At 59.0% G+C, this 25,236-nt stretch carries 21 protein-coding genes; 3 read left to right on the top strand and 18 right to left on the bottom strand.

The annotated features are described in order from the left end of the window. Window positions 1-35 precede the first annotated feature (35 nt). The 12 genes from B5F28_RS06250 to B5F28_RS06195 form a co-directional block, all read right to left on the bottom strand. Entirely contained in the window at window positions 36-767 is a 732-nt protein-coding gene (locus B5F28_RS06250) for a DUF4340 domain-containing protein (RefSeq protein ID WP_087294439.1), read from the bottom strand. Further along, window positions 767-2,272: a GldG family protein gene (locus tag B5F28_RS06245; protein WP_087294437.1), complete on the bottom strand. Its 1,506-nt coding sequence runs from the start codon at window positions 2,270-2,272 to the stop codon at window positions 767-769. The genes B5F28_RS06250 and B5F28_RS06245 overlap by 1 nt, the downstream gene beginning before the upstream one ends. Before the next feature lie 16 nt (window positions 2,273-2,288). After that, on the bottom strand, window positions 2,289-3,152 hold the full coding sequence (locus B5F28_RS06240; protein ID WP_087294435.1) for an ABC transporter permease: 864 nt from the start codon (window positions 3,150-3,152) through the stop codon (window positions 2,289-2,291). Then, entirely contained in the window at window positions 3,149-4,243 is a 1,095-nt protein-coding gene (locus tag B5F28_RS06235; RefSeq protein ID WP_247643426.1) for an ABC transporter ATP-binding protein, read from the bottom strand. Before B5F28_RS06235 ends, B5F28_RS06240 begins: the two co-directional genes overlap by 4 nt. 258 nt (window positions 4,244-4,501) lie before the next feature. Then, a complete protein-coding gene (plsY, locus tag B5F28_RS06230; protein ID WP_087294431.1) occupies window positions 4,502-5,164 on the bottom strand; it encodes a glycerol-3-phosphate 1-O-acyltransferase PlsY in 663 nt (220 codons plus the stop codon). Window positions 5,165-5,206: 42 nt separating this feature from the next. Then, window positions 5,207-6,535 carry a ribosome biogenesis GTPase Der gene (der, locus tag B5F28_RS06225; RefSeq protein WP_087294429.1) on the bottom strand — a complete coding sequence of 443 codons (1,329 nt, stop codon included), beginning with the start codon at window positions 6,533-6,535 and terminating at the stop codon, window positions 5,207-5,209. A gap of 60 nt (window positions 6,536-6,595) precedes the next feature. Beyond that, window positions 6,596-7,909 (bottom strand): DUF512 domain-containing protein, encoded by a 1,314-nt coding sequence (locus B5F28_RS06220; RefSeq protein WP_087294427.1) that lies wholly within the window; start codon window positions 7,907-7,909, stop codon window positions 6,596-6,598. Window positions 7,910-8,001: 92 nt separating this feature from the next. Continuing rightward, on the bottom strand, window positions 8,002-8,184 hold the full coding sequence (rpmF, locus tag B5F28_RS06215; RefSeq protein WP_058967140.1) for a 50S ribosomal protein L32: 183 nt from the start codon (window positions 8,182-8,184) through the stop codon (window positions 8,002-8,004). A 27-nt stretch (window positions 8,185-8,211) separates the two neighbouring features. Then, window positions 8,212-8,712 (bottom strand): YceD family protein, encoded by a 501-nt coding sequence (locus B5F28_RS06210; RefSeq protein WP_087294425.1) that lies wholly within the window; start codon window positions 8,710-8,712, stop codon window positions 8,212-8,214. 111 nt (window positions 8,713-8,823) lie between these two features. Continuing rightward, complete coding sequence (locus B5F28_RS06205) at window positions 8,824-9,228, bottom strand: hypothetical protein (protein ID WP_087294423.1); 405 nt, start codon at window positions 9,226-9,228, stop codon at window positions 8,824-8,826. An 89-nt stretch (window positions 9,229-9,317) separates the two neighbouring features. Continuing rightward, window positions 9,318-10,652, bottom strand: a complete 1,335-nt coding sequence (locus B5F28_RS06200; protein WP_087294530.1) for a glucose-6-phosphate isomerase — start codon at window positions 10,650-10,652, stop codon at window positions 9,318-9,320. 161 nt (window positions 10,653-10,813) lie between these two features. Next, on the bottom strand, window positions 10,814-11,986 hold the full coding sequence (locus tag B5F28_RS06195) for a D-alanyl-D-alanine carboxypeptidase family protein (RefSeq protein ID WP_087294421.1): 1,173 nt from the start codon (window positions 11,984-11,986) through the stop codon (window positions 10,814-10,816). 160 nt (window positions 11,987-12,146) lie between these two features. On the opposite strand from B5F28_RS06195, the gene mtaB reads away from it, so the two are divergent. Next, window positions 12,147-13,442 (top strand): tRNA (N(6)-L-threonylcarbamoyladenosine(37)-C(2))-methylthiotransferase MtaB, encoded by a 1,296-nt coding sequence (gene mtaB / locus B5F28_RS06190; RefSeq protein WP_087294419.1) that lies wholly within the window; start codon window positions 12,147-12,149, stop codon window positions 13,440-13,442. 139 nt (window positions 13,443-13,581) lie between these two features. After that, window positions 13,582-15,099 carry a 4Fe-4S dicluster domain-containing protein gene (locus tag B5F28_RS06185; RefSeq protein WP_087294528.1) on the top strand — a complete coding sequence of 506 codons (1,518 nt, stop codon included), beginning with the start codon at window positions 13,582-13,584 and terminating at the stop codon, window positions 15,097-15,099. A 241-nt stretch (window positions 15,100-15,340) separates the two neighbouring features. Here B5F28_RS06185 and pduL read toward each other — a convergent pair whose 3' ends face one another. Next, a complete protein-coding gene (gene pduL / locus B5F28_RS06180) occupies window positions 15,341-15,904 on the bottom strand; it encodes a phosphate propanoyltransferase (RefSeq protein WP_058965817.1) in 564 nt (187 codons plus the stop codon). A gap of 146 nt (window positions 15,905-16,050) precedes the next feature. Between pduL and B5F28_RS06175 the strand changes: the two genes are divergently transcribed. Then, window positions 16,051-16,632, top strand: coding sequence for a uracil-DNA glycosylase (locus tag B5F28_RS06175; protein WP_087294417.1), 582 nt, complete (start codon window positions 16,051-16,053; stop codon window positions 16,630-16,632). 153 nt (window positions 16,633-16,785) lie between these two features. Here B5F28_RS06175 and tuf read toward each other — a convergent pair whose 3' ends face one another. From tuf to rpoC, 5 genes are all read right to left on the bottom strand, one after another. Beyond that, window positions 16,786-17,988, bottom strand: a complete 1,203-nt coding sequence (gene tuf / locus B5F28_RS06170; protein ID WP_087294415.1) for an elongation factor Tu — start codon at window positions 17,986-17,988, stop codon at window positions 16,786-16,788. A 127-nt stretch (window positions 17,989-18,115) separates the two neighbouring features. Then, window positions 18,116-20,236, bottom strand: coding sequence for an elongation factor G (gene fusA, locus B5F28_RS06165; RefSeq protein WP_087294413.1), 2,121 nt, complete (start codon window positions 20,234-20,236; stop codon window positions 18,116-18,118). 27 nt (window positions 20,237-20,263) lie between these two features. After that, window positions 20,264-20,734 carry a 30S ribosomal protein S7 gene (gene rpsG / locus B5F28_RS06160; RefSeq protein ID WP_140401627.1) on the bottom strand — a complete coding sequence of 157 codons (471 nt, stop codon included), beginning with the start codon at window positions 20,732-20,734 and terminating at the stop codon, window positions 20,264-20,266. A 115-nt stretch (window positions 20,735-20,849) separates the two neighbouring features. Continuing rightward, entirely contained in the window at window positions 20,850-21,278 is a 429-nt protein-coding gene (gene rpsL, locus B5F28_RS06155) for a 30S ribosomal protein S12 (RefSeq protein ID WP_058965808.1), read from the bottom strand. A gap of 290 nt (window positions 21,279-21,568) precedes the next feature. After that, a complete protein-coding gene (gene rpoC / locus B5F28_RS06150; protein WP_087294411.1) occupies window positions 21,569-25,180 on the bottom strand; it encodes a DNA-directed RNA polymerase subunit beta' in 3,612 nt (1,203 codons plus the stop codon). Between the last annotated feature and the right edge of the window lie 56 nt (window positions 25,181-25,236).

Raw genomic sequence — 25,236 nt, 5'->3', positions numbered from 1 at the left:
TTCCCCGCGGCGGCTCTGATTGCCTGAAGATTAAATTATTCAGCGGAAGTCACTTCACTGGCGGCTGGTTCACTGGAAGCCTCCTCGCTGGCCGCTGTCTCACTGGTGGCCTCTTCGCTGGTGGCGATGTCGCCGGTGGCATCACTGGTATCGCCCAGATCCATCCGGCTCTTTTCAAACACGGTCACCTTGTCGGTGTCCACCAGATAGACCGTATCCTCGCCCTGCTTTTGCAGGTAAACGGTGCCGGTCACATCGTTGGTGGCACCGCAGATCCAGGTGGTGGTCTCGCCGTTTGCAGTCATCCAGAAGGTGAGGGTGGGCTCTTCCAGGCCGTATTCCTCGCTGGTCTCGGTCAGCTGACGGCTGGCCTCCAGATTCACAAACGCGGTGAGCATGCTGCTCACGGTACTCTGATTCAGTTTGTATTCCGGGTCATCTGCCAGATACCAGACGATCTCGGTCTCCGGCTCAGTCTCCTCCGAGGCCGAAGTGCTTTCGGAATCATCAGCGGCTTCACTGGTGGATTCGCTCTCTGCCTCCACCACCTCTTCCCGCTGTTCAAAGTTCAGGGTGTCCCCCTCGAAGGTGTAGCCGAATCTTTCAATCTCAGAGGATGCGGTGATGGAGGTGAGGTTGATGCTGGTGTCCTCCGAAGCGCTGGCCGCCGCATCCCGGTCGCTGATGGTCTTGGCGGCAAACACGCCGGCGGCCAGAATCACCAGCAGGATCACCAGACCGATCATCAGGTTTCGCTTTGCTTTCATTATTGGCGCCTCCGTTTGATGGTAATGGCCGCACCGGCGATCAGGCAGATCACCGGCAGCACAATGGTGGTCAGATTGCCCCAGAAGGCGGCATCCGCTGCGCTCACGGTGAGGACATCACTGCTCAGGCTCTTGCCCGCGATCAGGATGCTGCTGTCCTGTCCGCTGAGCCAGCTGACACAGCCCAGCAGGAACTGGTCGTTGCCGCCGCCCACCGAAGCATTCACGTTCTGGTCCAGCAGAGCCACGCTGCTCACCCAGATCACCTGGGATTCAATGCCCTCGTCCTCATTTTCGGTTTTGGTGGCTGCCACAGCCAGATCGAAGGGACCTTCCTGGTCGCCCTCCTCCTTGTCGGTGGTGGCCATGTCGTAACCTGCAGCCTTGTTGTAGGCAGAGGAGCTGGTGATGAGCAGGCTGTCCACCGTCACGTTCTCCAGCTCACCGGACTGGATGGCCTGGGCATAGGGCAGCATCACGTACAGGTTGGAAAGGCCGCTGGTGGCCTCGTGGCTCTGGATCTGGGGCAGAAGATAGTAATTGAAGCCCCGGGCATGGTAGGAGGAATTGCCCTCCACCACCAGGCCGCTCAGAGCGGTCAGACCGTAATCCGCCATCAGTGCGTTCAGATTGGGGGTGCTGGCGGCGCTGTCGCTCAGCAGGATCAGCTTGCCGCCGCTGCTCAGGTAATCCCGCAGCAGCTGCACGTCATCGGTGGTGTAGTCCACGGTGGGGCCTGCGATCAGCACCGCCGCCGCATCCTCCGGGATACCCTCGCTGGATACCAGGGCCAGCTCCTCCACATCGATGTTCTGCATGTTCAGGGCGTTCTCCTGGTCACTGGTGAGCTGCTGCTCGCCGTGGCCGGTAAGGGTGTACACTTTGGGCAGATCCTGGGTGGTCACATAATACACCGCGCTGGTGAACTGCTGCTCGCCATCGAACAGCACATCGTAGGTGCCACTGGTGTAGTAGTTGCTGTAATCGTAGGTGTAAAGATCATTGGCGTCGATCACCTTGCTGCGGTCGCCGCTCACCACGATGATGCTGCCCTCACTGGCGGTTTCGGCACCATACTGCTGGGCAAAGGTGGGGTAAACCGCCGGGTCCTTCTGTTCCCAGCTCAGGTGCTTGCTCTCCTGGGTGTAGCGGTCCAGGAAGGTGACCACGCTCTCGCTCTCATAGCCGCTCTGGGCAAGATAATAGAAGGTCACATCCTGCTCAAGGCCTGCCAGCAGCTCCTTGGTGGTGTCGCCAATGGAGTAAAGCCCGTTCTGGCTCATATCCCACTGAGTGTATTTGCTGGGCAGCATACCCACCATCAGGTTCACCAGAATCACCGCCACCAGCACCAGGGCGGTGAGCGCACTGGCCATGGCGCCGTTCTGGAACACCGCCTTGCTGGCGGGCTGCCCCTTCAGCGCGGATACCATCAGCGCCGCCCACTGGCGGAGGCTGCGCTTTTCCTGTGCAGGTTCTTCCTGCTTCTTTTTGAAAAACTTCATCGCTCGTTTCCTCCTCTCAGTTCCAGCGGCGCTTTTCCAGCGCCTGCCCGGTGAGGAACAGGAACAGCACGATCACGCCCAGGTAATACACCAGCGCCGTAACGCTGAACAGCCCGTTCACAAATTCCAGGAAGGGCTCGAACAGAGCCAGCGCACCCAGCACACTGGTGAAGGCACTGGTGAGCGCGGCGCTTTTGGTATTGAACAGGATGGTCAGCAGCACAAAGCCCACCAGGAACACACCGGCACCCAGAGTCAGAGTGCGGCTGCGCAGACCCACGATCACACTCACCGCCAGCAGAATCACCACAAAGGCGGCCATGGCAAGGCCGCTGCCGGCAGTGAACAGGGTCTGGATGCTGGGCAGCAGATAGGCCACCAGCAGCACGCCAAAGCCGGACAGCGCCGCGATGATCTGGTTCTCGGTGAGGGTGGAAAGATACATGCACACGGCAATGCAGGCCGCGCCCATGAAGAAATAGCCCAGAATGCCCGCGTAGCTGGCCATTAGGTCCACGCCGCCCAGCAGCAGCATAACCAGCGGGTAGAGGCAGAAGACGGCCACCGGCACCGCAAACATGGCCAGCAGCGCCAGATATTTGCCCAGCACGATGCCGCTCACGCTCACCGGGCTGGTGAGCAGCAGCTGGTCGGTCTTGCTGCGCTTTTCCTCCGCAAAGCTGCGCATGCACAGCAGCGGGATGAAGATCAGCAGCACGATCACGAAGCTGTAGAGCGAGATGGCATAGTTGGTGTAGCCGCCCTGCAGATTGGCTGCGGTAAAATACAAACCGCCGAACAGAAGCATCACACCGGTGAGCAGCCAGCCCATCATGCCGCTGTAATAGCTCTTGAATTCCCGTTTGAAAATAGCGATCATTGCTTGTCCGCCTCCTCTTCTTCCGCCTGGGCGGACGCATCCTCCTGCTCGATTTCTTCCTCGTCAGGCTGCGCGGTGCTCTCCACCGCATCCTGCACAAATTCCAGGTCCTCCGGACGCAGGGTCGCTTCCTCCTGGTTCTCCAGGACCTCCTGTGCCTCCTCGTCGCCTGCCTGTGCGGTGAGCTGCAGGAATACGTCCTCCAGGCTCATGGAGGCGGTGGTCAGGCCCAGAACCGGGCATCCGGCCGCTGCCAGCGCGGCGCTGACCGCTGCCCGCAGATCCTCGCCCTGGGGCACCTGCACGGTGGCGCTGGTCTCGCCATTCTGCTGGCCGGTGATCTGGACCTCGCTCACGCCGGGCACGGTGAGCAGCGCATTCTTCACTGCCTCCGCCTCGCCCAAAGCGGTAATATTCAAAGAAGAACCGGCGGCGAGCCGCTGGGCCAGCTCCTCAGGGGTGCCCTGCGCCACCAGCTTACCCTTGGCGATGATCAGCACCTTATCGCACAGGGTGCTCACCTCGCTGAGGATGTGACTGGAAAGGATCACAGTGTGGTCCCGGCCCAGCTCCTTGATCAGACTGCGGATCTCAATCACCTGAGCCGGGTCCAGGCCCACAGTGGGCTCATCCAGAATGATGACCTTGGGGCTGCTCAGCAGCGCAGCGGCCAGGCCCACACGCTGGCGGTAGCCCTTGGACAGATTCTTGATCAGCCGGTGCTCCATCTCCGCCAGGCCGGTGCGGTCCATGGCCTGCTCCACCTGCGCGGCGCGCTCGGCCCGCTTCACCTTTTTCAGCTCGGCCACAAACATCAGATACTCCCGGGGCGTCATATCCACATACAGGGGCGGCTGCTCGGGCAGATAGCCCACACAGGCCTTCGCCGCGCTGGCCTCCTCCAGAATGTCGTGCCCATCGATGGCCACCGTGCCGCTGGTGGCGGAAAGATAACCGGTCAGAATGTTCATCGTGGTGGATTTGCCTGCGCCGTTGGGACCCAGCAATCCATATACGATGCCCTCCTCCACTTCAAACGAGATGTCATCCACCGCAAGATGGCTGCCATAACGCTTGGTGAGATGCTCCACTTGAATCAAAAAAGCCACACTCCTTTTGTTCCGCCGCCCGGCCGGGCAACGGCTGCAACATAAAAAAGGCGGCCTCAGTTTCTTTCGCCCGAGGCCTTTTCGGGCGCTCTGCGCCCGCCTTTCCCTAGTTTGAGTGTATCGTCCGGCTGTGAAAATTCTGCAAAAGCTCTTTGAAAATCGTGAAAAAATCACCGGCATTTTCCAGCAAAAAAACAGCCCTTCGGGAAGATCTTCCCGAAGGGCTGCAGAACAGTTTGATTATTCGTCCTTTTTCTTTTCGCCGAAGCGGTATTCGGTGCCGTTCAGCAGGCGCTGAATGTTGGCCCGATGCATCCATACCACCAGCACCGCCATCAGCACGGTGCACACACCGGTAAACAGCAGGCTGCGCTGGGTGTACCAGGACCAAAGCAGCGTGAGGATGGGATACAGGATCGCAACGGTAACCGAAGCCAGACTCACAATGCGGGTGGCAAGAGCGATTGCGAAGAACACCACCAGCAGTGCCAGCAGCACCACCGGCTCACTGGCCAGAATGGCGCCCGCGGCCACCGCGATGCCCTTGCCGCCCTTGAAGCCGAACCAGATCGGCCACAGATGGCCGCACACCGCACCGATGGCAGCCAGATATCCGGCATACACGCCGTTCACATCCGCACCGGTAAGTGCGGCCACACCCCAGTGGCACAGCCATACCGCCACTGCGCCCTTGGTCATATCACCGGCCAGGGTCAGCGCTGCGGCCTTTTTGCCGTAGGTGCGCAGGATATTTGTGGTACCGGCATTGCCGCTGCCCTTGGTACGCACGTCCTCATGGTAGAGGCCCTTGCTCACCACCACGCCGAAATTGATGCTGCCCAGCAGATAACCAATCACAACGGAGACGGCCATCATCAGAATAAACGCTTGTTCTAACGCCATGGATTCACACGCTCCTTTGTTGTTTCCCGCTTTGCGGCTGTTTTACTTGGTGCTGCCGTCGCCCCGTTCCCGCACGACCATGCGCACGGGGGTTCCTTCCAGGCCGAAGGTCTCACGGATCTGGTTCTCGATGTAGCGCTGATAGGAGAAGTGGAACAGGTCCTTCCGGTTCACGAAGCACACAAACGTGGGCGGCCGGGTGGAGATCTGGGTCATGTAGTAGATCTTCAGGCGGCGGCCCTTATCGCTGGGGGGCTGTACGCGGGCGGTGGCACGGGCCAGCAGCTCGTTCAGCATACCGGTGGTCACGCGCAGGGCATTCTGGCTGTCCACGTACTTGATCAGCTCAAACAGCCGGTCCACGCGCTGGCCGGTCTTGGCGCTGATGAAGATGATGGGTGCATAGCTCATGAAGCTAAAGTCGTTCATCAGCTTCTTGCGCTGCACATCCATGGTCTTGTCGTCCTTTTCCACCGCGTCCCACTTGTTCACGGCGATGATGCAGGCCTTGCCCTGCTCATGGGCATAGCCCGCCACCTTGGAGTCCTGCTCGGTGAAGCCCACGGTGGCGTCAATCATGATCACGCACACCCGGCTGCGCTCCACGGCGGCCAGGCTGCGCAGCACGCTGTAGCGCTCCACGCCTTCCTCCACCTTGCCCCGCTTGCGCAGGCCCGCAGTATCGGTGAAGATGAAGCTGCCGTATTTGTTGTCCACCTGGGAGTCGATGGCGTCGCGGGTGGTACCTGCCTGGTTGGCTACGATCATCCGGTTCTCGCCCAGGATGTGGTTGATCAGGCTGGACTTGCCCACGTTGGGACGGCCGATCACCGCAACGGTGATGCGCTCGTCCTCTTCGCCGTTCTCATCGTCAAAGTTCAGGTACTGGCACACCGCATCCAGCAGATCGCCGGTGCCGTGGCCGTGTACGCTGGAGATAGGGTACAGTTCGCCCAGACCCAGGCTGTAGAAATCGTACAACTCCATGGGGGGCTCGCCGATCCGGTCCACCTTGTTGACCGCCAGCACAACGGGCTTGCCGCTGCGCATCAGCTGGTTGGCGATGTCCTGGTCCTGGGCGGTCACACCGGCCCGCAGGTCCACCACCATGATGATGCACTCCGCCGCGTCGATGGCCAGCTGGGCCTGGTGGCGGATATGGGTCTGGATGTCGTCCTCGCCCATCTCGATACCGCCGGTATCCACCAGCAGGAAGGTGTGGTTCTGCCACTCGCAGTCGCCGAAGATACGGTCGCGGGTCACACCGGGGGTATCCTCCACGATGGCCAGCCGCTGACCGATCAATTTATTGAACAGGGTGGATTTGCCCACGTTGGGGCGGCCCACCACTGCAACGATAGGTTTTGCCATAAGAGCCTCCTTTTCTCAGTTGTTTCTGCCCCTTCGGGCACGGGGGTTCCATACCGGCGGTCAGGCCAGCTTGTGCGCCAGCAGCGTCCGTACCAGATCGCCGCCGCCGCTGGGCAGGATATGCACCTTCACGCCCAGAGCGCTTTCCAGATCCGCGATGGACTTGGAATCCAGGAACAGGTCTTTTTCGTCCCGCAGCATCACTTCCGGCACACCCAGGTGCTTGCTTTTCAGCTTGCCCTTGCACTGGTCGATGATATCGGTGGCGGTGACCAGACCGGCCACGCTCACGTTGCCGCCGAAGAAATTATTTTTGATGGGATGCACATGCACCTTCACACTGCGGTGACGGCGGGTCAGCTCGGCCATCATCTCCCGGATCAGCGGTGCCGCCAGAGTTCCGGTGACCACATCGATGTTCCGGGGAATGGGAATACGCCGGTGGGCAAAGGTCAGCTCCGCCAGGAATTCGTCCCGGAACATGCGCCACATGCCCACACCGTTTTCCAGCTGGGGGAAATCCTCATAGAAATCGCCGCCGGGAATGGGCCGCCCGGCGCACAGGTACCACTCGTCGCCGGGATAGACCATACGGCAGCCATTCTGCGCCTTGCAGCGGTCGCCGTATTCCTCCAGGATATCCAGCACGGCGGCACTGGTAGCCGCGTCATAGGCCTCCAGCTTGTAAAGGCCCTTGCGGTAATCGGTCAGGCCGCTGGGCACCGCTGCGATGCTCTGCACCGCCGGGTACATGCCGGTGAGCTTGTCCAGCGTGCGGCGCAGTTCGTCGCCGTCGTTCACGCCCCGGCACAGCACCAGCTGGCAGTTCATCTGGATACCCGCCTCGGCAAATTCATCCAGATATTTGAGCACCTCGCCCGCCCGCTTGTTGGCCATCATCCGTACCCGCAGCTCCGGATTGGTGGTGTGCACCGAGATGTTGATGGGCGAAATGTGCATCTTCTTGATGCGCTCCACCTCATGCTCGTTCAGATTGGTCAGGGTCACATAGTTGCCGAACAAGAACGACAGGCGCTCGTCGTCGTCCTTGAAATACAGGGTTTCCCGCAGGCCCTTGGGCAGCTGATCGATGAAGCAGAACATGCAATGGTTTGCACAGGAATGCTTCTGGTCGATCAGATAGGTCTCGAACTCACAGCCCAGAGGCTCGTATTCGCCCTTTTCCACCTTCAGATAATCCAGCTGGCCGTCCTTCATCACGGCCAGCTCGAAGCGTTCGCCGGCGGTGTAGAACTGGTAATCCAGCATATCGTTGATTTCGTTGCCGTCAGCCGAATAGAGCATCGACCCGGCGCTCAGGCCCAGCGCTTCGGCTGCCGAGCCCTTCTGCACGCTTTTCACGCGTACTGCCATGCCAGTTTTGCACCTTCCTTTTCAACAGGTTTTGCACCGCACAAGAAAAAGGGGAAGGCGTAAGCCCTCCCCTAGCTCTTACGGAAAGCGGATTACGCTTCCTTCTTGATGATTTCCTTGCCCTTGTAGTAGCCGCAATTGCCGCATACCTGGTGGGGGAGCTTGTACTCGCCACACTGGCTGCACTTTACCAGTGCAGGGGCTTCCAGCTTCCACACAGAGGAGCGACGCTTGTCACGCCGTGCCTTGGAAACCTTTCTCTTGGGTACTGCCATTTTAGCACCTCCTCAATGTGAATGAAGTTAATTCAGCAGTTGTTTTAATATAGCAAGCCGTTCGTCTACGGGGGTAGTGGAGCCCCCCTCACAGCAGGTGCACCCCGCTGCTTTGGGTTTACCGCAAACATGGCATAGCCCTTGGCAATCCGCACTGCACAGCAGCACGGTGGGAATCTCCATCACAAGCTCTTCACAAGCCAGTTCCTTGACGGAAAGCTTGCCCGTCTCATCGATGGGTAATTCCTGATATTCATTGCTCAGTTCGCTTTCGCGCACCAGCCATTCCTGTTCCAGCGAACAGGGATATTCCACCGGTGTGAGGCAACGGGCACATTCTGCCTGTGCCAGCGCATGCAAGCTGAGCCGCAGCACAACGCCCTCGCCATTCAGCGCGGCGTCAAAGGTGCCCGTGACCGGCTGCGTGATCTGGTAACCCGGGAAGTCATAATCACTCAGGTCCAGCTGCAGCTCCGCGTGATAAGGCACGCGGCCGGTCTGAAAAAATTTTTTCAGGTCGAATTGCATAGTACACCTCTAAAAGACTGCCTACCTAGTATACCGAATCCCAGAGGGTTTGTCAATACCAAATTTCGGGCGGGAACCAATTTTTTTGGCTCCCGCCCGCTGATGGAACGATTACAGGTATTTCTTTACGTCCTCAGGCAGAGTCTCGAGGGCGGCGGAAATGGTGATGGTAACGTTCACGTTTTCGCCAGCAATGGCCTGCACGTCATCCAGGAACTTGCCCAGACCGTTCAGATCGTGGTCGCCAACCTTCAGAATGCCGTCCACAAACAGCTCGGTGATGTCGTAGTTGCCGGCCAGAACGCCCGCCACAAAACCATACATCATGTTGTAGCCGGCGATGTGATACTCATCCAGATCGATCAGGCGAGCAGCATGATCGATATCATAAGTCAGCTTCATGGACTTTTCCAGAACGACAACGTTGCCGCTGGTGGTTTTGGTAACTGCGTTGATGGCCTCGATCATCGCTTTGGTTTTGCCGGTGCCTTTCGTGCCAACGATCAGTTTAATCATAAGAGGGTACCTCCTTCTATTTTGCGAAATGCGGCATGCCGCAATTCCCTTCACGTTATGCCCCGTTTTCCGCCGGGGATGCGGTGTGCTCAGCCCAGCTTTGCTTCCAGCTCGGCCTTGCGGTCCTCGTAGCCGGGCTTACCCAGCAGCGCGAACATGTTCTTCTTGTAGCTCTCCACGCCGGGCTGATCGAAGGGGTTCACGCTCAGCAGGTAACCGCTGATGGCGCAGGCCCGCTCGAAGAAGTAGATCAGGTAGCCCAGATCATACTCGTTCAGGCTGGGAGTCTCCAGCACGATGTTGGGAACATCGCCGTCGGTGTGGGCCAGAATGGTGCCCTGCATGGCCTTTTCGTTGACCACGCTCATGTTCTGGTTTGCCAGGAAGTTCAAACCGTCCAGGTTCTCCTCATCGTTCTCGATGAACAGGTCCTGAGAGGGCTTGTGGATGTTAACCACGGTCTCGAACATCACACGGGCGCCTTCCTGTACGAACTGGCCCATGGAGTGCAGATCGGTGGAGAAAACAACGCTGGTGGGCATGAGGCCCTTGTTGTCCTTGCCTTCGCTCTCGCCGAACAGCTGCTTGTACCACTCGTTCATCATGGTGAAGTTGGGCTCGTAAGCAGCCAGCAGTTCAACAGCCTTGCCCTTGCGGTACAGGATGTTGCGAGCGGCAGCGTACTTGTAGCAGTCGTTGTCAGGAGTGCAGCTGGAGTACTCAGCGCGGGCATCGGCGGCGCCCTGCATCAGAGCGTCAATGTCACAGCCGGCGCAGGCGATGGGCAGCAGGCCCACAGCGGTGAGCACCGAGTAACGGCCGCCCACATCGTCGGGTACCACGAAGGTGGGCCAGCCCTCTTCGTCGGCCTGCTTCTTCAGGGTGCCGCGGCTGCGGTCGGTGGTGGCGTAGATGCGCTTGGCAGCGCCTTCCTTGCCGTAACGCTCTTCCAAGTACTTCTTGAATACACGGAACGCCAGCGCAGGCTCGGTGGTGGTGCCGGACTTGGAGATCACGTTCACGCTGACCTCTTTGCCCTCACAGCAGGCCAGGATATCCTGCAGGTAGGCGGGAGAAATGGAGTTGCCTGCGAAGAAGATCTGCGGGGTCTTCTTGCAGGTGCAGTTGTACATCTGACCCTTGATGGCCTCGATGGCGGCGCGGGCGCCCAGGTAGGAGCCACCGATACCGATCACCACCAGCACGTCGGAATCCGAGCAAATCTTCTCGGCCGCGGCCTTGATGCGGGCAAACTCTTCCTTGTCGTAATTTACGGGCAGATCCACCCAGCCCAGGAAATCGTTGCCGGGGCCGTTACGGCCTTCCATCATCTCGTGAGCCGCTTTCACCTGAGGCCAGATGGCTTCAAATTCAGAGTCCTTTACAAATTTTGCAAGATATTTACCGTTAAATTTAACGCTCATATCGCTGCCTCCCACCATGTGTTTTCTTTGTTATAACTATACCGTTTTGACTGCTAAAAGTCAAGGGCAGCGTACATTCCGCACAAATATTTCGCGGCTTTCCTGCAGCAAAGCCGCCGCCCGGGCGGCGGGGCCCAAGCGGCGGCTTTGTGCTTTATTTTTCAGTGCGCCAGAAGGCCCTGCCACAGGCGTTCCATGGCCAGCTGCCAGCTCATGGCCGGCACCTGGGCGGCAGCGGTCACCGGCCAGCTTCCCAGTTCGGTCTGGCCGGCGTACATCACCACCCGGCCCAGCTCATCGCCCAGCGCCACCGGTGCCTGTGCGCCCTCGCTCAGCTCCAGCTCTGCCCGCAGGCTCTGCTCTTCCCCCTTCTGCAGCAGCACCGTGCCCGGTGTCTGGTATTGCAGCGGCACCTCCTCCAGTGCGCCGCCGGTTACCGGCAGACTTCCCGGCGCGTTTTCCGGCACGGGAGCCTGGGTGCGGGTAAAATTGGCAAAACCGTAATCCAGCAGCGTGGTGGCCGCGTCGAATCGCTCGGTGCTGCTGGAGGCCCCCAGCACCACCGCGATTAGGGAAAGGCCGTCCCGGGTGGCACTGGCGGAAAGGCAGACCCCTGCCCCGCCGGTGGTTCCGGTCTTCAGCCCTGTGCTGCCCTGGTAACGGCGCAGCAGCTTGTTGGTGTTCACCAGCTGGGTCTGACCATCCCGCAGGCTGTCAGTCCAGATACCGGTGTAATTCAGAATCTGCGGATGCTTGTTCAGGATCTCCCGGCTCATAATCGCCACATCCCGGGCGGTGGAAAGATGCCCTTCCTGATCCAGCCCACAGGCGTTCCGGAAGGTTGTGTTGGTCATGCCCAGCTGGGCGGCCTTCTGATTCATCTGCTCCACAAACACCGGCTCGCTGCCGCCCACCATCTCAGCCAGGGCCACTGCTGCATCGTTGGCGCTGGCCACGCAGACCGCCCGCAGCATCTCGTCCACAGTGAACTGCTCCCCCGGCTCCAGCCAGATCTGACTGCCGCCCATGCTGTAGGCATGCTCGGTCACCGGGACGGTGTCCTCCAGGGTGAAGCGGCCCGCCTCCAGCCCCTCCATCACCAGCAAAAGCGTCATCACCTTGGTGATGGAGGCAATGGGCATCTGTGTATCTGCCTCCTTTTCATACAGCACGGTGCCGCTTTCCTGATCGATCAGAATCGCCGCCCGGCAGGGCACATCAAACTGCCCCAGGGCAAACCGCCCCGCCTGCACCTCCTGCGCTCTGACCGGCAGGGCCAGCCCGAAAAGCATTGCCACCGTCAAAGCAAGCGCCGCCGCCCGTCGTTTCGCCATAAAACCTCCACCCTTCTTCCCGGGGTCTTTTCGCCGGCCCGCGGGCGTTGTTCTTTCGTTTATCTCTATGCTGCCGCCCGCCGGGAATATGCTTGCCTTTTTGCCATTCTCCCCTATAATATAAGAGAAGTATTTTCCTATCAGATAAAGGAGCGAATCCATGCGCGTAAGTTTTTATACGCTGGGCTGCAAGGTCAATCAGAATGAGACCGGCGCGCTTGCCCAGCTTTTCCGTCAGAACGGATACACCCTGGCCGAACCCGACGAGGAGGCCGATGTCTTTGTGGTGAACAGCTGCACCGTCACCGCCGGGGGCGATAAAAAAAGCCGCCAGTGGCTGCGGCGGGCCAAGCGCCAGTATCCCGGCGCGGTCACGGTGCTCACAGGCTGCTATCCCCAGGCTTTTCCCGAAGAGGCCGCCGCGGTGATGGAGGCGGATGTGGTGATGGGCAATGCCAACCGGCACGCCATTCTGCGCAACGTGGCCCGCGCCCTGGAGGGCGAGCGGGTGGTGGACATTGCCGCCCATGAAAAAGGCGAGGCCTTTGAGGAGCTGCCCATGGAGCGCTTCGAGGGTCACACCCGGGCCTTCATCAAGGTTCAGGACGGCTGCAACCGCCAGTGCGCCTACTGCGTGATTCCCCGGGCCCGTGGCCGGGTGCGCAGCCGCAGTGAGGCCAGCATCCTGAAGGAGCTGGAGGCTCTGGCTGCCGCGGGCTACAAGGAAGTGGTGTTCAGCGGCATTAACCTGCCCAGCTACGGCCAGGACACCGGCACCAACCTGATCGAACTCATCGAGCACAGCGCACAGGTGGAGGGCATCGAACGCATCCGTCTGGGCAGCCTGGAGCCGGACCTGCTGAGCGACGACGACATCGCCCGCATGGCCCGCACCGAAAAGCTCTGTCCCCAGTTCCATCTTTCGCTGCAGAGCGGCTGCACTGCTACCCTGCGCCGGATGCGCCGGGTCTACACCGCCGAGGAATACGCCACTGTGGTGAAAAAGCTGCGCCAGGCTTATGGCGGCGCCTGCAGCTTCACCACCGATGTGATCGTGGGCTTCCCCGGTGAGACCGAGGAGGAATTTGCCGAGAGCGTGCGCTTTGTGCAGGAGCTGGAATTCCTGAAGGTCCATGTGTTCCCCTATTCCCGCCGGGAGGGAACCCCTGCCGCCACCTTCCCGGACCAGATTCCCGAGGAGGAAAAGGCCCGCCGGGTACACCTGCTGCAGAGCGCGGCAGACGAGGTGCGCGGCAAGCTGGCCAAAGAGTGGTTCGGCTCGGTGGATACCGTGCTGCTGGAGAAGCCCCTCAGTGCAAATCTGTTCACCGGTTATACCCGGCTGTATCTGCCGGTAGTGGTCAGCGCCCCCGGTGCAGCGGCCGGTCAGATCCTTTCCTGCCGTCTGGGTGAGTGGGATGGCGAGCGCTGCCGGGCCACCGCTGTGCAGCTTTGATTGCAGCCACAAAAAATATCCACATTCTTTCCCGTTCTTGTCCTCTTTCGGTGCTTGCCCCGGAAGAGCGAGTATGTTATATTTTTATTGTATGCGAACCCCAACGCATTTTGGAAGGAGTTATGTGATTATGAGCAACATGCGCGGTATCTACACCTCGGTCACCGAGATCCGCCGCCGGGTCTTCACCGAAGTGGCCCGCCTCTCCTATGAGGGGCAGAACTACGCACAGGAGGTTTCCCGCCTGCCCTATAAAATTATCCCGGGCGAGGTCAACAGCTTCCGCAACAGCATTTTCCTGGAGCGCGCCATCGTTTCCGAGCGCATCCGTCTGGCCATGGGTCTGCCCCTGCGCCCCATGGATGAGCAGGCGCCCACCAATTCCGGCATGGAAAACAGCGTGATCGCCCAGAAGTACTACGATCCCCCGCTGGTGAACATCATCAAGTTCGCCTGCAACGCCTGCCCTGAAAAGAAGGTGGAAGTGACCAACCTGTGCCGCGGCTGTCTGGCCCATCCCTGTGTGGATGTATGCCCCAAGGATGCCCTGACCTTTACCCCCGGCGGCCAGACCGTGATCGATCAGGACAAGTGCATCAAGTGCGGCAAGTGCGTGGATGTATGTCCCTATCACGCCATCGTGAAGATGGAGCGCCCCTGCGCTGCTGCCTGCGGCATGAACGCCATCCACTCCGATGACCTGGGCCGCGCTCAGATCGATCAGGACAAGTGCGTATCCTGCGGCATGTGCCTGGTGAACTGCCCCTTCGGCGCCATCGTGGACAAGGGCCAGATCTTCCAGCTGATCCAGAGCATCCGCCAGGGTGACCGGGTCTACGCCATCATGGCTCCCGCCTTCGTGAACCAGTTCCCCGGCCTGACCGTGGGCAAACTGAAGGCCGCCATGCGTCAGCTGGGCTTTGCGGACACCTTCGAGGTTGCCGTGGGCGCTGACCTGTGCACCATCGAAGAAGCCAAGGACTTCATGCGTGAGGTTCCCGAGCATCAGCCCTTCATGGCCACCAGCTGCTGCCCCAGCTGGAGCGTGATGGCCAAGAAACTCTTCCCCGAAATGGCCGACTACATCAGCATGGCTCTGACTCCCATGGTGCTCACCGCCCGTCTGGTGAAGAAGCATCACGGCAAGGACTGCAAGGTGGTCTTCGTTGGCCCCTGCTCCGCCAAGAAGCTGGAGGCCAGCCGCCGCAGCATCCGCAGCGATGTGGACTTCGTGCTCACCTTCGAGGAGCTGATGGGCATGTTCGAAGCCCGCGAGGTGGACTTCGACAATCTGGAGGTCGATCCCGTCGACGACTTCAACAAGGCCTCTGCTGACGGCCGCGGTTTCGCTGTGGGCGGCGGTGTCGCCCAGGCTGTGGCAAACGCAATCAAGAAGTTGGACCCGGACCGTGAGGTCAAGGTTGCCAGCGCTCAGGGTCTGGCCGAGTGCAAGAAGCTGCTCATGATGGCCAAGGCCGGCAAGTACAACGGCTACCTGCTGGAGGGCATGGGCTGCCCCGGCGGCTGCATGGGCGGCGCCGGTACTCTGGCTGATCCTGTGAAGGCTGCTGCCGCATTGTCCAAGTACAAGAAGGAAGCTCCCATCGAAACTGCAGTGGAAAGCCCCTATGAGAACGATCTGGCCTTCCTGAACTGATCGTTTTCCAAAGGTTCCGGCGAATGGATTCAACACCTTGGCCGCGAACATGTTCTGAATAAAAAGCTCGGTGCAGCCACAGGCCGCACCGAGCTTTTTATTTTGTTCCAACCCAATATTTTTATGAAACAGCAAAACCCCCTGGCGCAGGGCATTCACCTTCCGCAGCAGGGGGTCTTGTTGTTTCATTACGACAGGCTCTTCCCGTTCAGCGGTTCAAGCCTCTTGTTCACGGGAACGATTACTTAACGATCTCGCCCTCGTTGGCGCCCAGGCAGGCGTTGGACTCGTCGGTGTCGATGTGCATAGCGGTGGCGAACTTCTCGCTCACGCGGATCACAACATCGTCGAATACCAGCTTACGGCCTTCCTTGCCGCAGGCTACCTTCACGATCTCCTTATCCTGCACGCCCAGCTTCTCGGCGTCCTCAGGAGTTACGTGGATGTGACGCTTGGCAACGATCACGCCTTCCTTCAGCTCAACCTCGCCGCAGGGGCCAACCAGCTTGCAGGCGCCGGAACCAGCGATGTCGCCGGACTCACGCACGGGAGCAGCAATGCCGATGGAACGGGCATCAGAAGCGGACAGCTCCACCTGATCCGCATTGCGGCAGGGGCCCAGGATGGACACATTGGCCAGCTCCTTCTTGGGGCCAACAACGGTCACGCGCTGCTCGGAAGCATACTGGCCGGGCTGGCTCAGCTCCTTCTTCACGGTCAGCTCAAAGCCTTTGCCAAACAGGGTCTCCAAGGTCTCTTTGGTCACATGTACGTGACGGGCAGAAGTTTCAACTAAGAATTTCATATGTCATTTCCTCCCTTGGGTCGGATAGGTTCCGGCCGCTCATATTTATTGTAACAAGGGCAAACTAAAACTTCAAGACAAAAACCGCCCTTTTGTGCTATAATATTTTTATAACAAGTGATACACAGCAAAGCGAGGTGCCCCGGATGGATTTTGAAACCCTGAAGCAGGAATGCTTGACCTGCCGCAAATGCGGCCTGTGCGAGACTCGGCACAATGTGGTGTTCGGTATGGGCAACCCCACCGCCGAAATCATGTTCATCGGTGAGGGCCCCGGCCAGAATGAAGATGAGCAGGGTCTTCCTTTTGTTGGCCGCAGCGGAAAGCTGCTGGACCAGTATCTGGAGGCCGTGGACCTTTCCCGGGAGAAAAACGTTTTCATCGCCAATATCGTGAAGTGTCGTCCGCCTCAGAACCGAGACCCTCTGCCGGAGGAATGGGATGCCTGCCTGCCCTGGCTTCGGGAACAGTTCCGACTGATCCGCCCCAAAATCGTGGTCTGCCTGGGCCGCATTGCCGCCCAGCGTCTGATTCGGCCGGACTTCTCGGTAACCAAGGAACACGGACAATTCATTGAAAAGAACGGCGTTCTCTTCATGGCCACTCTTCATCCCGCGGCACTGCTGCGCAATCCCAAGCAAAAGCCCATGGCCTTTGGGGACTTTGTTGCTTTGCGTGAGATGATCGAAAAAGTCTGTGACCACACCTATGAATCCACATCCATCTGATTGTTCTCACTTTCCTTCCTTCTGCGTCAAAGACCGGCGCAGGAGGATTTTTCTTTTCCCATCGAAGTATATAAAACTATAAAACAGCGCAAAAAAGCCCCCCGCCTTAACAGCGGGGAGCTTTGAAGCTCACAAAATCAGAGAATCAAAAGATTACTCGTAGATCTTGGAAACAACGCCGGAACCAACGGTGCGGCCACCCTCACGGATAGCGAAACGCAGGCCCTCGTCCATGGCGATGGGGGTGATCAGCTCAACGTTCATATCAACGTTGTCGCCGGGCATGCACATCTCGGTGCCTTCGGGCAGAGTGATAACGCCGGTAACGTCGGTGGTACGGAAGTAGAACTGAGGACGGTAGTTGTTGAAGAACGGGGTGTGACGGCCGCCTTCATCCTTCTTCAGGATGTAAACGTGACCCTGGAACTTGGTGTGAGGATGAATGCTGCCGGGCTTAGCCAGAACCTGGCCACGCTCGATGTCGGAGCGCTGAACGCCACGCAGCAGAGCACCAACGTTGTCGCCAGCCTCAGCGAAGTCCAGCAGCTTGCGGAACATCTCCAGACCGGTAACGGTGGTCTTGCTCTTCTCGTCCTTCAGACCAACGATCTCAACTTCCTCGCCAACCTTGATCTGGCCCTGCTCAACACGACCGGTAGCCACGGTGCCGCGGCCGGTGATGGTGAACACGTCCTCAACGGGCATCAGGAAGGGCTTGTCAGCCATACGATCGGGAGTGGGGATGTAGCTGTCAACAGCGTCCATCAGGTCCAGGATGCACTTGTACTCGGGAGCGTTGATGTCGGTGCTGGTGCTCTCCAGAACAGCCAGGGCGGAACCCTTCACGATGGGGGTGTCGTCGCCGGGGAAGTCGTACTCGCTCAGCAGATCGCGGATCTCCATCTCAACCAGATCCAGCAGCTCGGGATCGTCCACCTGGTCAACCTTGTTCATGAAAACAACGATGTAGGGAACGCCAACCTGACGGGACAGCAGGATGTGCTCGCGGGTCTGGGGCATGGGGCCGTCAGCAGAAGAAACCACCAGGATAGCGCCGTCCATCTGAGCAGCACCGGTGATCATGTTCTTAACGTAGTCGGCGTGGCCCGGGCAGTCCACGTGAGCGTAGTGACGGTTGTCGGTCTCGTACTCAACGTGAGAGGTGTTGATGGTGATACCACGCTCGCGCTCCTCGGGAGCCTTATCGATGTTGGCGTAATCGGTGAACTCGGCGTCGCCCTTCATCGCCAGAACCTTGGTGATAGCGGCGGTCAGAGTGGTCTTGCCGTGGTCAACGTGACCGATGGTGCCAATGTTAATATGAGGCTTGCTGCGCTCAAACTTAGCCTTTGCCATTTTAATTGTCCTCCTTTTTTTAAACCATAGAGCCTAAGGTTATAATACTAAAACCAACGTCAAAAATCAAGAGATTTTTGATGATTTGCCGCATGGAAAATCCCATGCGGCAAATCTCTGGTCTTGTTTACTCCTTGTTGCGGCCAGCCATGATGCCCTCGGCAATATTCTTGGGAACCTCAGCGTAGTGGCTGGGCTCCATGGAATACTGACCGCGGCCCTGGGTCTTGGAACGCAGGTCGGTGGAGTAACCGAACATGTTGGACAGGGGAACAAAAGCGTTGATCTGCTGAGAACCAGACAGAGCTTCCATACCCTGGATCTGACCGCGGCGGGAGTTCAGATCGCCGATAACGTCGCCCATGTAATCATCGGGAACGATAACAGCAACCTTCATGATGGGCTCCATGATGGCGGGATCAGCCTTGGCCATAGCGTCCTTGAACGCCATGGAGCCAGCGATCTTAAATGCCATTTCAGAGGAGTCAACCTCATGGTAAGAACCACCCTTCAGGGTGACCTTAACATCTTCCACCGGGTAACCGGCCAGGATACCGGCCTTCATAGCGCCCTGGATACCCTGATCGATAGGAGCGATGAACTCCTTGGGAACATCACCGCCAACAACGGCGTTGATGAACTCGTAGCCCTTGCCGGGCTCATTGGGCTCGATGTCGATGATGCAGTGACCGTACTGGCCCTTACCACCGGACTGACGAGCGTACTTGGTGTTGGAGCTGGCCGGGCGGCGGATGCACTCACGGTAAGCAACCTGGGGAGCACCCACGTTGGCTTCAACCTTGAACTCACGCAGCAGACGGTCAACGATGATCTCCAGATGCAGCTCGCCCATGCCGGCGATGATGGTCTGGCCGGTCTCCTCGTCGGTCCAGGTACGGAAGGTGGGGTCCTCTTCAGCCAGCTTGTTCAGCGCAATGCCCATCTTCTCCTGACCAGCCTTGGTCTTGGGCTCGATGGCAACGCGGATAACGGGCTCGGGGAACTCCATGCTCTCCAGGATGACGGGATGCTTGGGATCGCACAGGGTGTCACCAGTGGTGGTGTTCTTCAGACCTACAGCGGCGGCGATATCACCGGCGTAGCAGATCTCGATGTCCTGACGATGGTTAGCGTGCATCTGCAGGATGCGGCCCATACGCTCGTTGTTCTCCTTCACGGAGTTGTAAACGGTGGTGCCGGCCTCTACGGTACCGGAGTACACGCGGAAGAAGCACAGCTTACCAACGAACGGGTCGGTCGCGATCTTGAATGCCAGCGCAGCGAAGGGAGCGTTGTCGTCGGAAGGACGGCTGGTCTCCTCGCCGGTCTCGGGATCAACGCCCTTGATGTCCTCGATATCGGTGGGAGCGGGCATGTAATCCACGATGGCGTCCAGCAGCTTCTGAACGCCCTTGTTGCGGTAGGAAGTACCGCAGGTAACAGGAACCACGGTGTTTGCGATGGTTTCCTTACGCAGAGCCTTCTTGATTTCTTCCTTGGTCAGCTCCTCGCCGTCCAGGTACTTCATCATCAGCTCTTCGTCGCCTTCGGCAATGGCCTCCAGCATCTCGGCACGGTACTGCTCGGCCAGCTCACGCATATCCTCGGGGATAGGCTCCACGCGGATATCCTTGCCCAGGTCGTCGTAGTAGACGTCCGCCTGCATATCGATCAGATCGATGATGCCCTTGAACTCGTCTTCCTTGCCGATGGGCAGCTGGATGGGCACAGCGTTGCACTTCAGACGCTCGCGCATCATCTTCACAACGCGGTAGAAGTCCGCGCCCATGATGTCCATCTTGTTCACGTAAGCCATACGGGGTACGTGATACTTGTCGGCCTGACGCCAAACAGTCTCGGACTGGGGCTCAACGCCGCCCTTGGCGCACAGAACGGTAACAGAACCGTCCAGAACACGCAGAGAACGTTCTACCTCAACGGTGAAGTCCACGTGGCCGGGGGTGTCGATGATGTTGATCCGATGCCGGTTCTTCTTGGCCTTGGCGGGGTCGCCCAGCAGCTCAGTGTGGCTCCAGTAGCAAGTGGTCGCAGCAGAGGTGATGGTAATACCACGCTCCTGCTCCTGCGCCATCCAGTCCATGGTAGCCGCGCCATCGTGCGTTTCACCGATCTTGTGGTTAACACCAGTGTAATACAGGATACGCTCGGTGGTGGTGGTCTTGCCGGCGTCGATGTGCGCCATAATGCCGATGTTTCTGGTCATTTCCAGAGAAACGTCTCTTGGCATATTAACCTCCTATATCTACAGGGCGGATCAATAACGGTAATGGGCGAAAGCCTTGTTGGCCTCGGCCATCTTGTGAGTGTCTTCACGCTTCTTCACGGCGTTACCGGTGTTGTTCACGGCATCCATGATCTCGTTAGCCAGACGCTCGCGCATGGTGCGCTCGCTGCGGGCGCGAGAGTAAGCGGTGAGCCAGCGCAGACCCAGGGTCTCGCGGCGCTCGGCACGAACCTCAACAGGTACCTGGTAGGTGGAACCACCAACGCGGCGGGCCTTAACTTCCAGGCTGGGCATGATGTTCTCCAGAGCCTTTTCGAACATCTCCAGGGGATCGTTACCGGACTTCTCCTTTACGATCTCGAAAGCATCGTAAACAATTTTCTGAGCGACGCCCTTCTTGCCGTCCAGCATGATGCTGTTGATCAAGCGGGTCACCATCTTGGAATTGTACAGCGGGTCAGCCAGAACGTCCCGCTTAGCAATGTTACCTCTTCTAGGCATCTTTCTTCCCTCCTTCACAGAATGATATCATCGGTACTCGAAAGCAATAAACTCCCGTTGTGCCATACAAAGAGGTCTTATATAAAGACGCCTTTGATGGCGGGGTAAACGTTAATTACTTCTTCTTAGCACCGGCCTTGGGGCGCTTCGCGCCGTACTTGGAGCGGGCCTGGTTACGGTTGGCCACACCCTGGGTATCCAGAGTACCACGGATGATGTGGTAACGAACACCGGGCAGGTCCTTAACACGGCCGCCACGAATCAGTACTACGCTGTGCTCCTGCAGGTTGTGGCCGATGCCAGGAATGTAAGAGGTTACCTCAATACCATTCGTGAGCTTTACACGGGCTACCTTACGCAGAGCAGAGTTGGGCTTCTTGGGGGTCATGGTACGAACAGCGGTGCATACACCACGCTTCTGGGGGCTGTTAGCGTCGCTGTAGGACTTGTCCAGAGAGTTGTAGCTCTTCTGCAGAGCAGGAGCGGTAGACTTGCGGACAGACACCTCACGGCCTTTGCGTACAAGCTGGTTAAAAGTAGGCATTTTGTTCTCCTTTCTTCAAATTATTTATGTTAAGGCGGCAAGCCGCCATAACATCAAACAGGCATAGTTGCGCCTTAGCCGCGCAACAGTTTTATTTTACACACAAGCTTTGTGTATGTCAACAGTATTTTCGAAAAAAACTTGGTTGATTCACTGAAATTTTATTTTAGCCGCCCGGATGCGGGCCTCCCCTGCCCTGTGCTGCATCAGAGCTGCCCGTTTTACAAAGAAATGCCGCCCTTCAAAAGGGCGGCATTTCCTGAAAAACGAATCGGATACCGGAACGGTTCTTACTCGGCAGCGATCTCAGTGACCAGCTCCAGTGCGTCCTCGGCAGGATCGGCGATCTCTTCCTCGGTGGGAACGATGCCGTTTTCCAGCTGTTCGCGGCGGATCAGCTCGGCTTCCACCTCGTCCAGACCGGTACCGGCCGGGATCAGCTTACCGATGATGACGTTCTCCTTCAGGCCCATCAGCGGGTCGACCTTGCCCTTGATGGCGGCCTCGGTCAGCACGCGGGTGGTCTCCTGGAAGGAGGCGGCAGACAGGAAGCTGTCGGTGGACAGGGACGCCTTGGTGATACCCAGCAGCACATCGGTGTACTGAGCCAGCTTCAGGCCCTCCTCACCGGCAGCGATGCGCTCCATCAGAGCGGCGTTCTGCTGCTCCACTTCCATCTTGTCGGCCAGAGCGCCGCCAATCAGGGTGGTGGAACCCGCGTCGTCCACGCGGACCTTGCGCATCATCTGACGCACGATAACCTCGATGTGCTTGTCGTTGATTTCTACACCCTGCAGGCGGTATACCTTCTGAACTTCCTGGATCAGGTAGTTCTGAACGGCGATACGGCCCTTGATGGCCAGGATGTCGTGGGGGTAAGCATGACCCTCGGTGATCATGTCGCCCTTTTCCAGCTGCTGACCCTCGGTGACGCGGATGCGCTGGCCGAAGGGGATCAGGTAGCTCTTCTCAGCGGGAGCACCGTTCTCGTCCACACCGGAAACCACCACATGGCGGTTCTTCTTGCTGTCGTCGATGTGAGCGGTACCGGCGATCTCGGTCATGATGGCCAGAGCCTTGGGCCGGCGGCTCTCGAACAGCTCCTCAACGCGGGGAAGACCCTGGGTGATATCCTCAGCAGATGCGATACCGCCGGTATGGAAGGTACGCATGGTCAGCTGGGTACCGGGCTCACCGATGGACTGAGCAGCGATGATACCAACGGACTCACCGATGTGTACGGGATCGCCGTTGGCCAGGTTGGAGCCGTAGCAGTGAGCACATACGCCCACCTTGGCGCGGCAGTTCAGCACGCTGCGGATCTGCAGCTCGGTGATGCCGGCAGCCTCGATCTTCTCGGCGTCGAACAGGTCCATCATCTTGCCCTCGGGCACGATGACCTCGCCGGTGGCGGGGTTGCACACATCGCCCACGGCGTAACGGCCGATCAGACGCTCACGGAAGGTCTCGATCTCTTCCTTGCCCTCGCGGATATCGGATACCCAGATACCCTCGGTAGCGCCGCAGTCCTCCTCACGGACGATCACGTCCTGAGAAACGTCGACCAGACGGCGGGTCAGGTAACCGGAGTCGGCGGTACGCAGAGCGGTATCCGCCATGCCCTTACGGGCGCCACGGCAGGAAACGAAGTACTCCAAGATGTTCAGGCCTTCACGGTAGTTGGCTCGAATGGGCATCTCGATGGTCTTACCGGCGGTGTTGGCCAGCAGACCGCGCATGCCGGCCAGCTGCTTGATCTGGTTCATAGAACCACGGGCACCGGAGTCCGCCATCATGAAGATGGGGTTGCGGTCCTCCAGGTTGTCGGCCAGAGCCTTGGAAACCTTATCGGTGGTCTCCTGCCAGATCTGGATCACGCCGTTGTAGCGTTCCTCGTTGGAGATCAGGCCTCGGTTGAACTGCTTGATGACCTTGGAAACGCGCTCGTCGGCCTCAGCCAGCAGCTCGGGCTTCTGGGGCGGGATCACGGCGTCGCACACGGCAACGGTGATGCCGCTGATGGTGGAGTACTTGTAGCCCTGGGCCTTGATGCGGTCCAGCATTTCGCTGGTGGCCTTGGTGCCATGCACTGCCAGGCAGCGGCTGATGATGTCGGGCAGGTTCTTCTTGGTGACCTGGAAATCGACCTCGTAGCCGAACATGGTCTCGGGATCGTTGCGATCCACGTAGCCCAGATCCTGCGGGATGGGCTGGTTGAAGATGATGCGGCCCACGGTGGTGTCCACCAGCTTGCTCTTCAGCTCGCCGTTCACTTCCATGGTACGGCGAACCTTGATGCGGGCCTGCAGGGTGATGACCTTGTCGCTGTAAGCCATGATGGCCTCTTCCTCATCGCGGAAGACCTTGCCCTCGCCCTTATCACCATTGTTGACCATGGTCAGGTAGTAGGAACCCAGAATCATATCCTGGGTGGGCACGGCAACGGGAGCACCGTCAGAGGGCTTCAGCAGGTTGCCGGAAGCCAGCATCAGCATGCGGGCCTCGCGCTGGGCCTCCACGCTCAGGGGCAGGTGCACGGCCATCTGGTCGCCGTCGAAGTCGGCGTTGAAGGCGGTACATACCAGGGGATGCAGCTTGATGGCGTGGCCCTCAACCAGCACAGGCTCGAAGGCCTGGATGCCCAGACGGTGCAGGGTGGGCGCACGGTTCAGCATGACGGGGTGACCCTTGATTACGGTCTCCAGACTGTCCCACACTTCGGTGCGGGCGCGCTCCACCATCTTGCGGGCGCTCTTGATGTTGTTGGCCAGGCCCTTTTCCACCAGGTCCTTCATCACGAAGGGCTTGAACAGCTCCAGAGCCATCTCCTTGGGCAGACCGCACTGGTACATCTTCAGCTCGGGGCCGACAACGATAACAGAACGGCCGGAGTAGTCAACGCGCTTACCCAGCAGGTTCTGACGGAAGCGGCCCTGCTTGCCCTTCAGCATGTCGGACAGGCTCTTCAGGGGACGGTTGTTGGGGCCGGTGACGGGACGGCCGCGGCGGCCGTTGTCGATCAGGGCGTCCACAGCCTCCTGCAGCATGCGCTTCTCGTTGCGCACGATGATATCGGGAGCGCCCAGCTCCAGCAGGCGCTTCAGACGGTTGTTACGGTTGATGACCCGGCGATACAGGTCATTCAGGTCGCTGGTGGCGAAACGGCCGCCATCCAGCTGAACCATCGGACGGATATCCGGCGGAATCACGGGAACAACATCCATGATCATCCACTCGGGGCGGTTGCCGGACAGGCGGAACGCCTCCACAACCTCCAGGCGCTTCAGAATGCGAACGCGCTTCTGGCCGCCGGCGTCCTCCAGCTCGTTGCGCAACTGGGTGCGCAGCTCTTCCAGATCGATCTCCGCCAGCAGCTCCTTGATGGCCTCGGCGCCCATGGCAGCCTGGAACTCATCCTCGTAGCGCTCGCGCATCTCGTGGTATTCCTTCTCGCTGAGCAGCTGCTTCTTCTCCAGCGGAGTGTAGCCGGGATCGGTTACGATATAGCTGGCGAAGTACAGCACCTTCTCCAGCTGACGGGGGCTGATGTCCAGCATCAGGCCGATGCGGCTGGGGATGCCCTTGAAGTACCAGATATGGGAAACGGGCGCGGCCAGCTCGATGTGGCCCATGCGCTCACGGCGCACCTTGGACTTGGTGACCTCAACGCCGCAGCGGTCGCAGATCTTGCCCTTGTAGCGGATGCGCTTATACTTACCGCAGTGACACTCCCAGTCCTTGGTGGGTCCGAAGATGCGCTCGCAGAACAGGCCGTCCCGCTCGGGCTTCAGGGTGCGGTAGTTGATCGTTTCCGGCTTTTTGACCTCGCCGTAGCTCCATGCGCGGATCTGGTCGGGAGAAGCAAGGCCGATCTTGATCGAATCGAAATCGTTATATTCCATTAAACGAACCCTTCCTTTTCTAATGTTTCGATGAATGAGGGCTTGGGAGTGCGGCG

The organism is Gemmiger sp. An194, assembly GCF_002160145.1.
Lineage (GTDB): Bacteria > Bacillota > Clostridia > Oscillospirales > Ruminococcaceae > Allofournierella.
The sequence above is the reverse complement of the archived record's forward strand: the minus strand, read 5'-3'. Positions and strand labels throughout refer to the sequence as shown.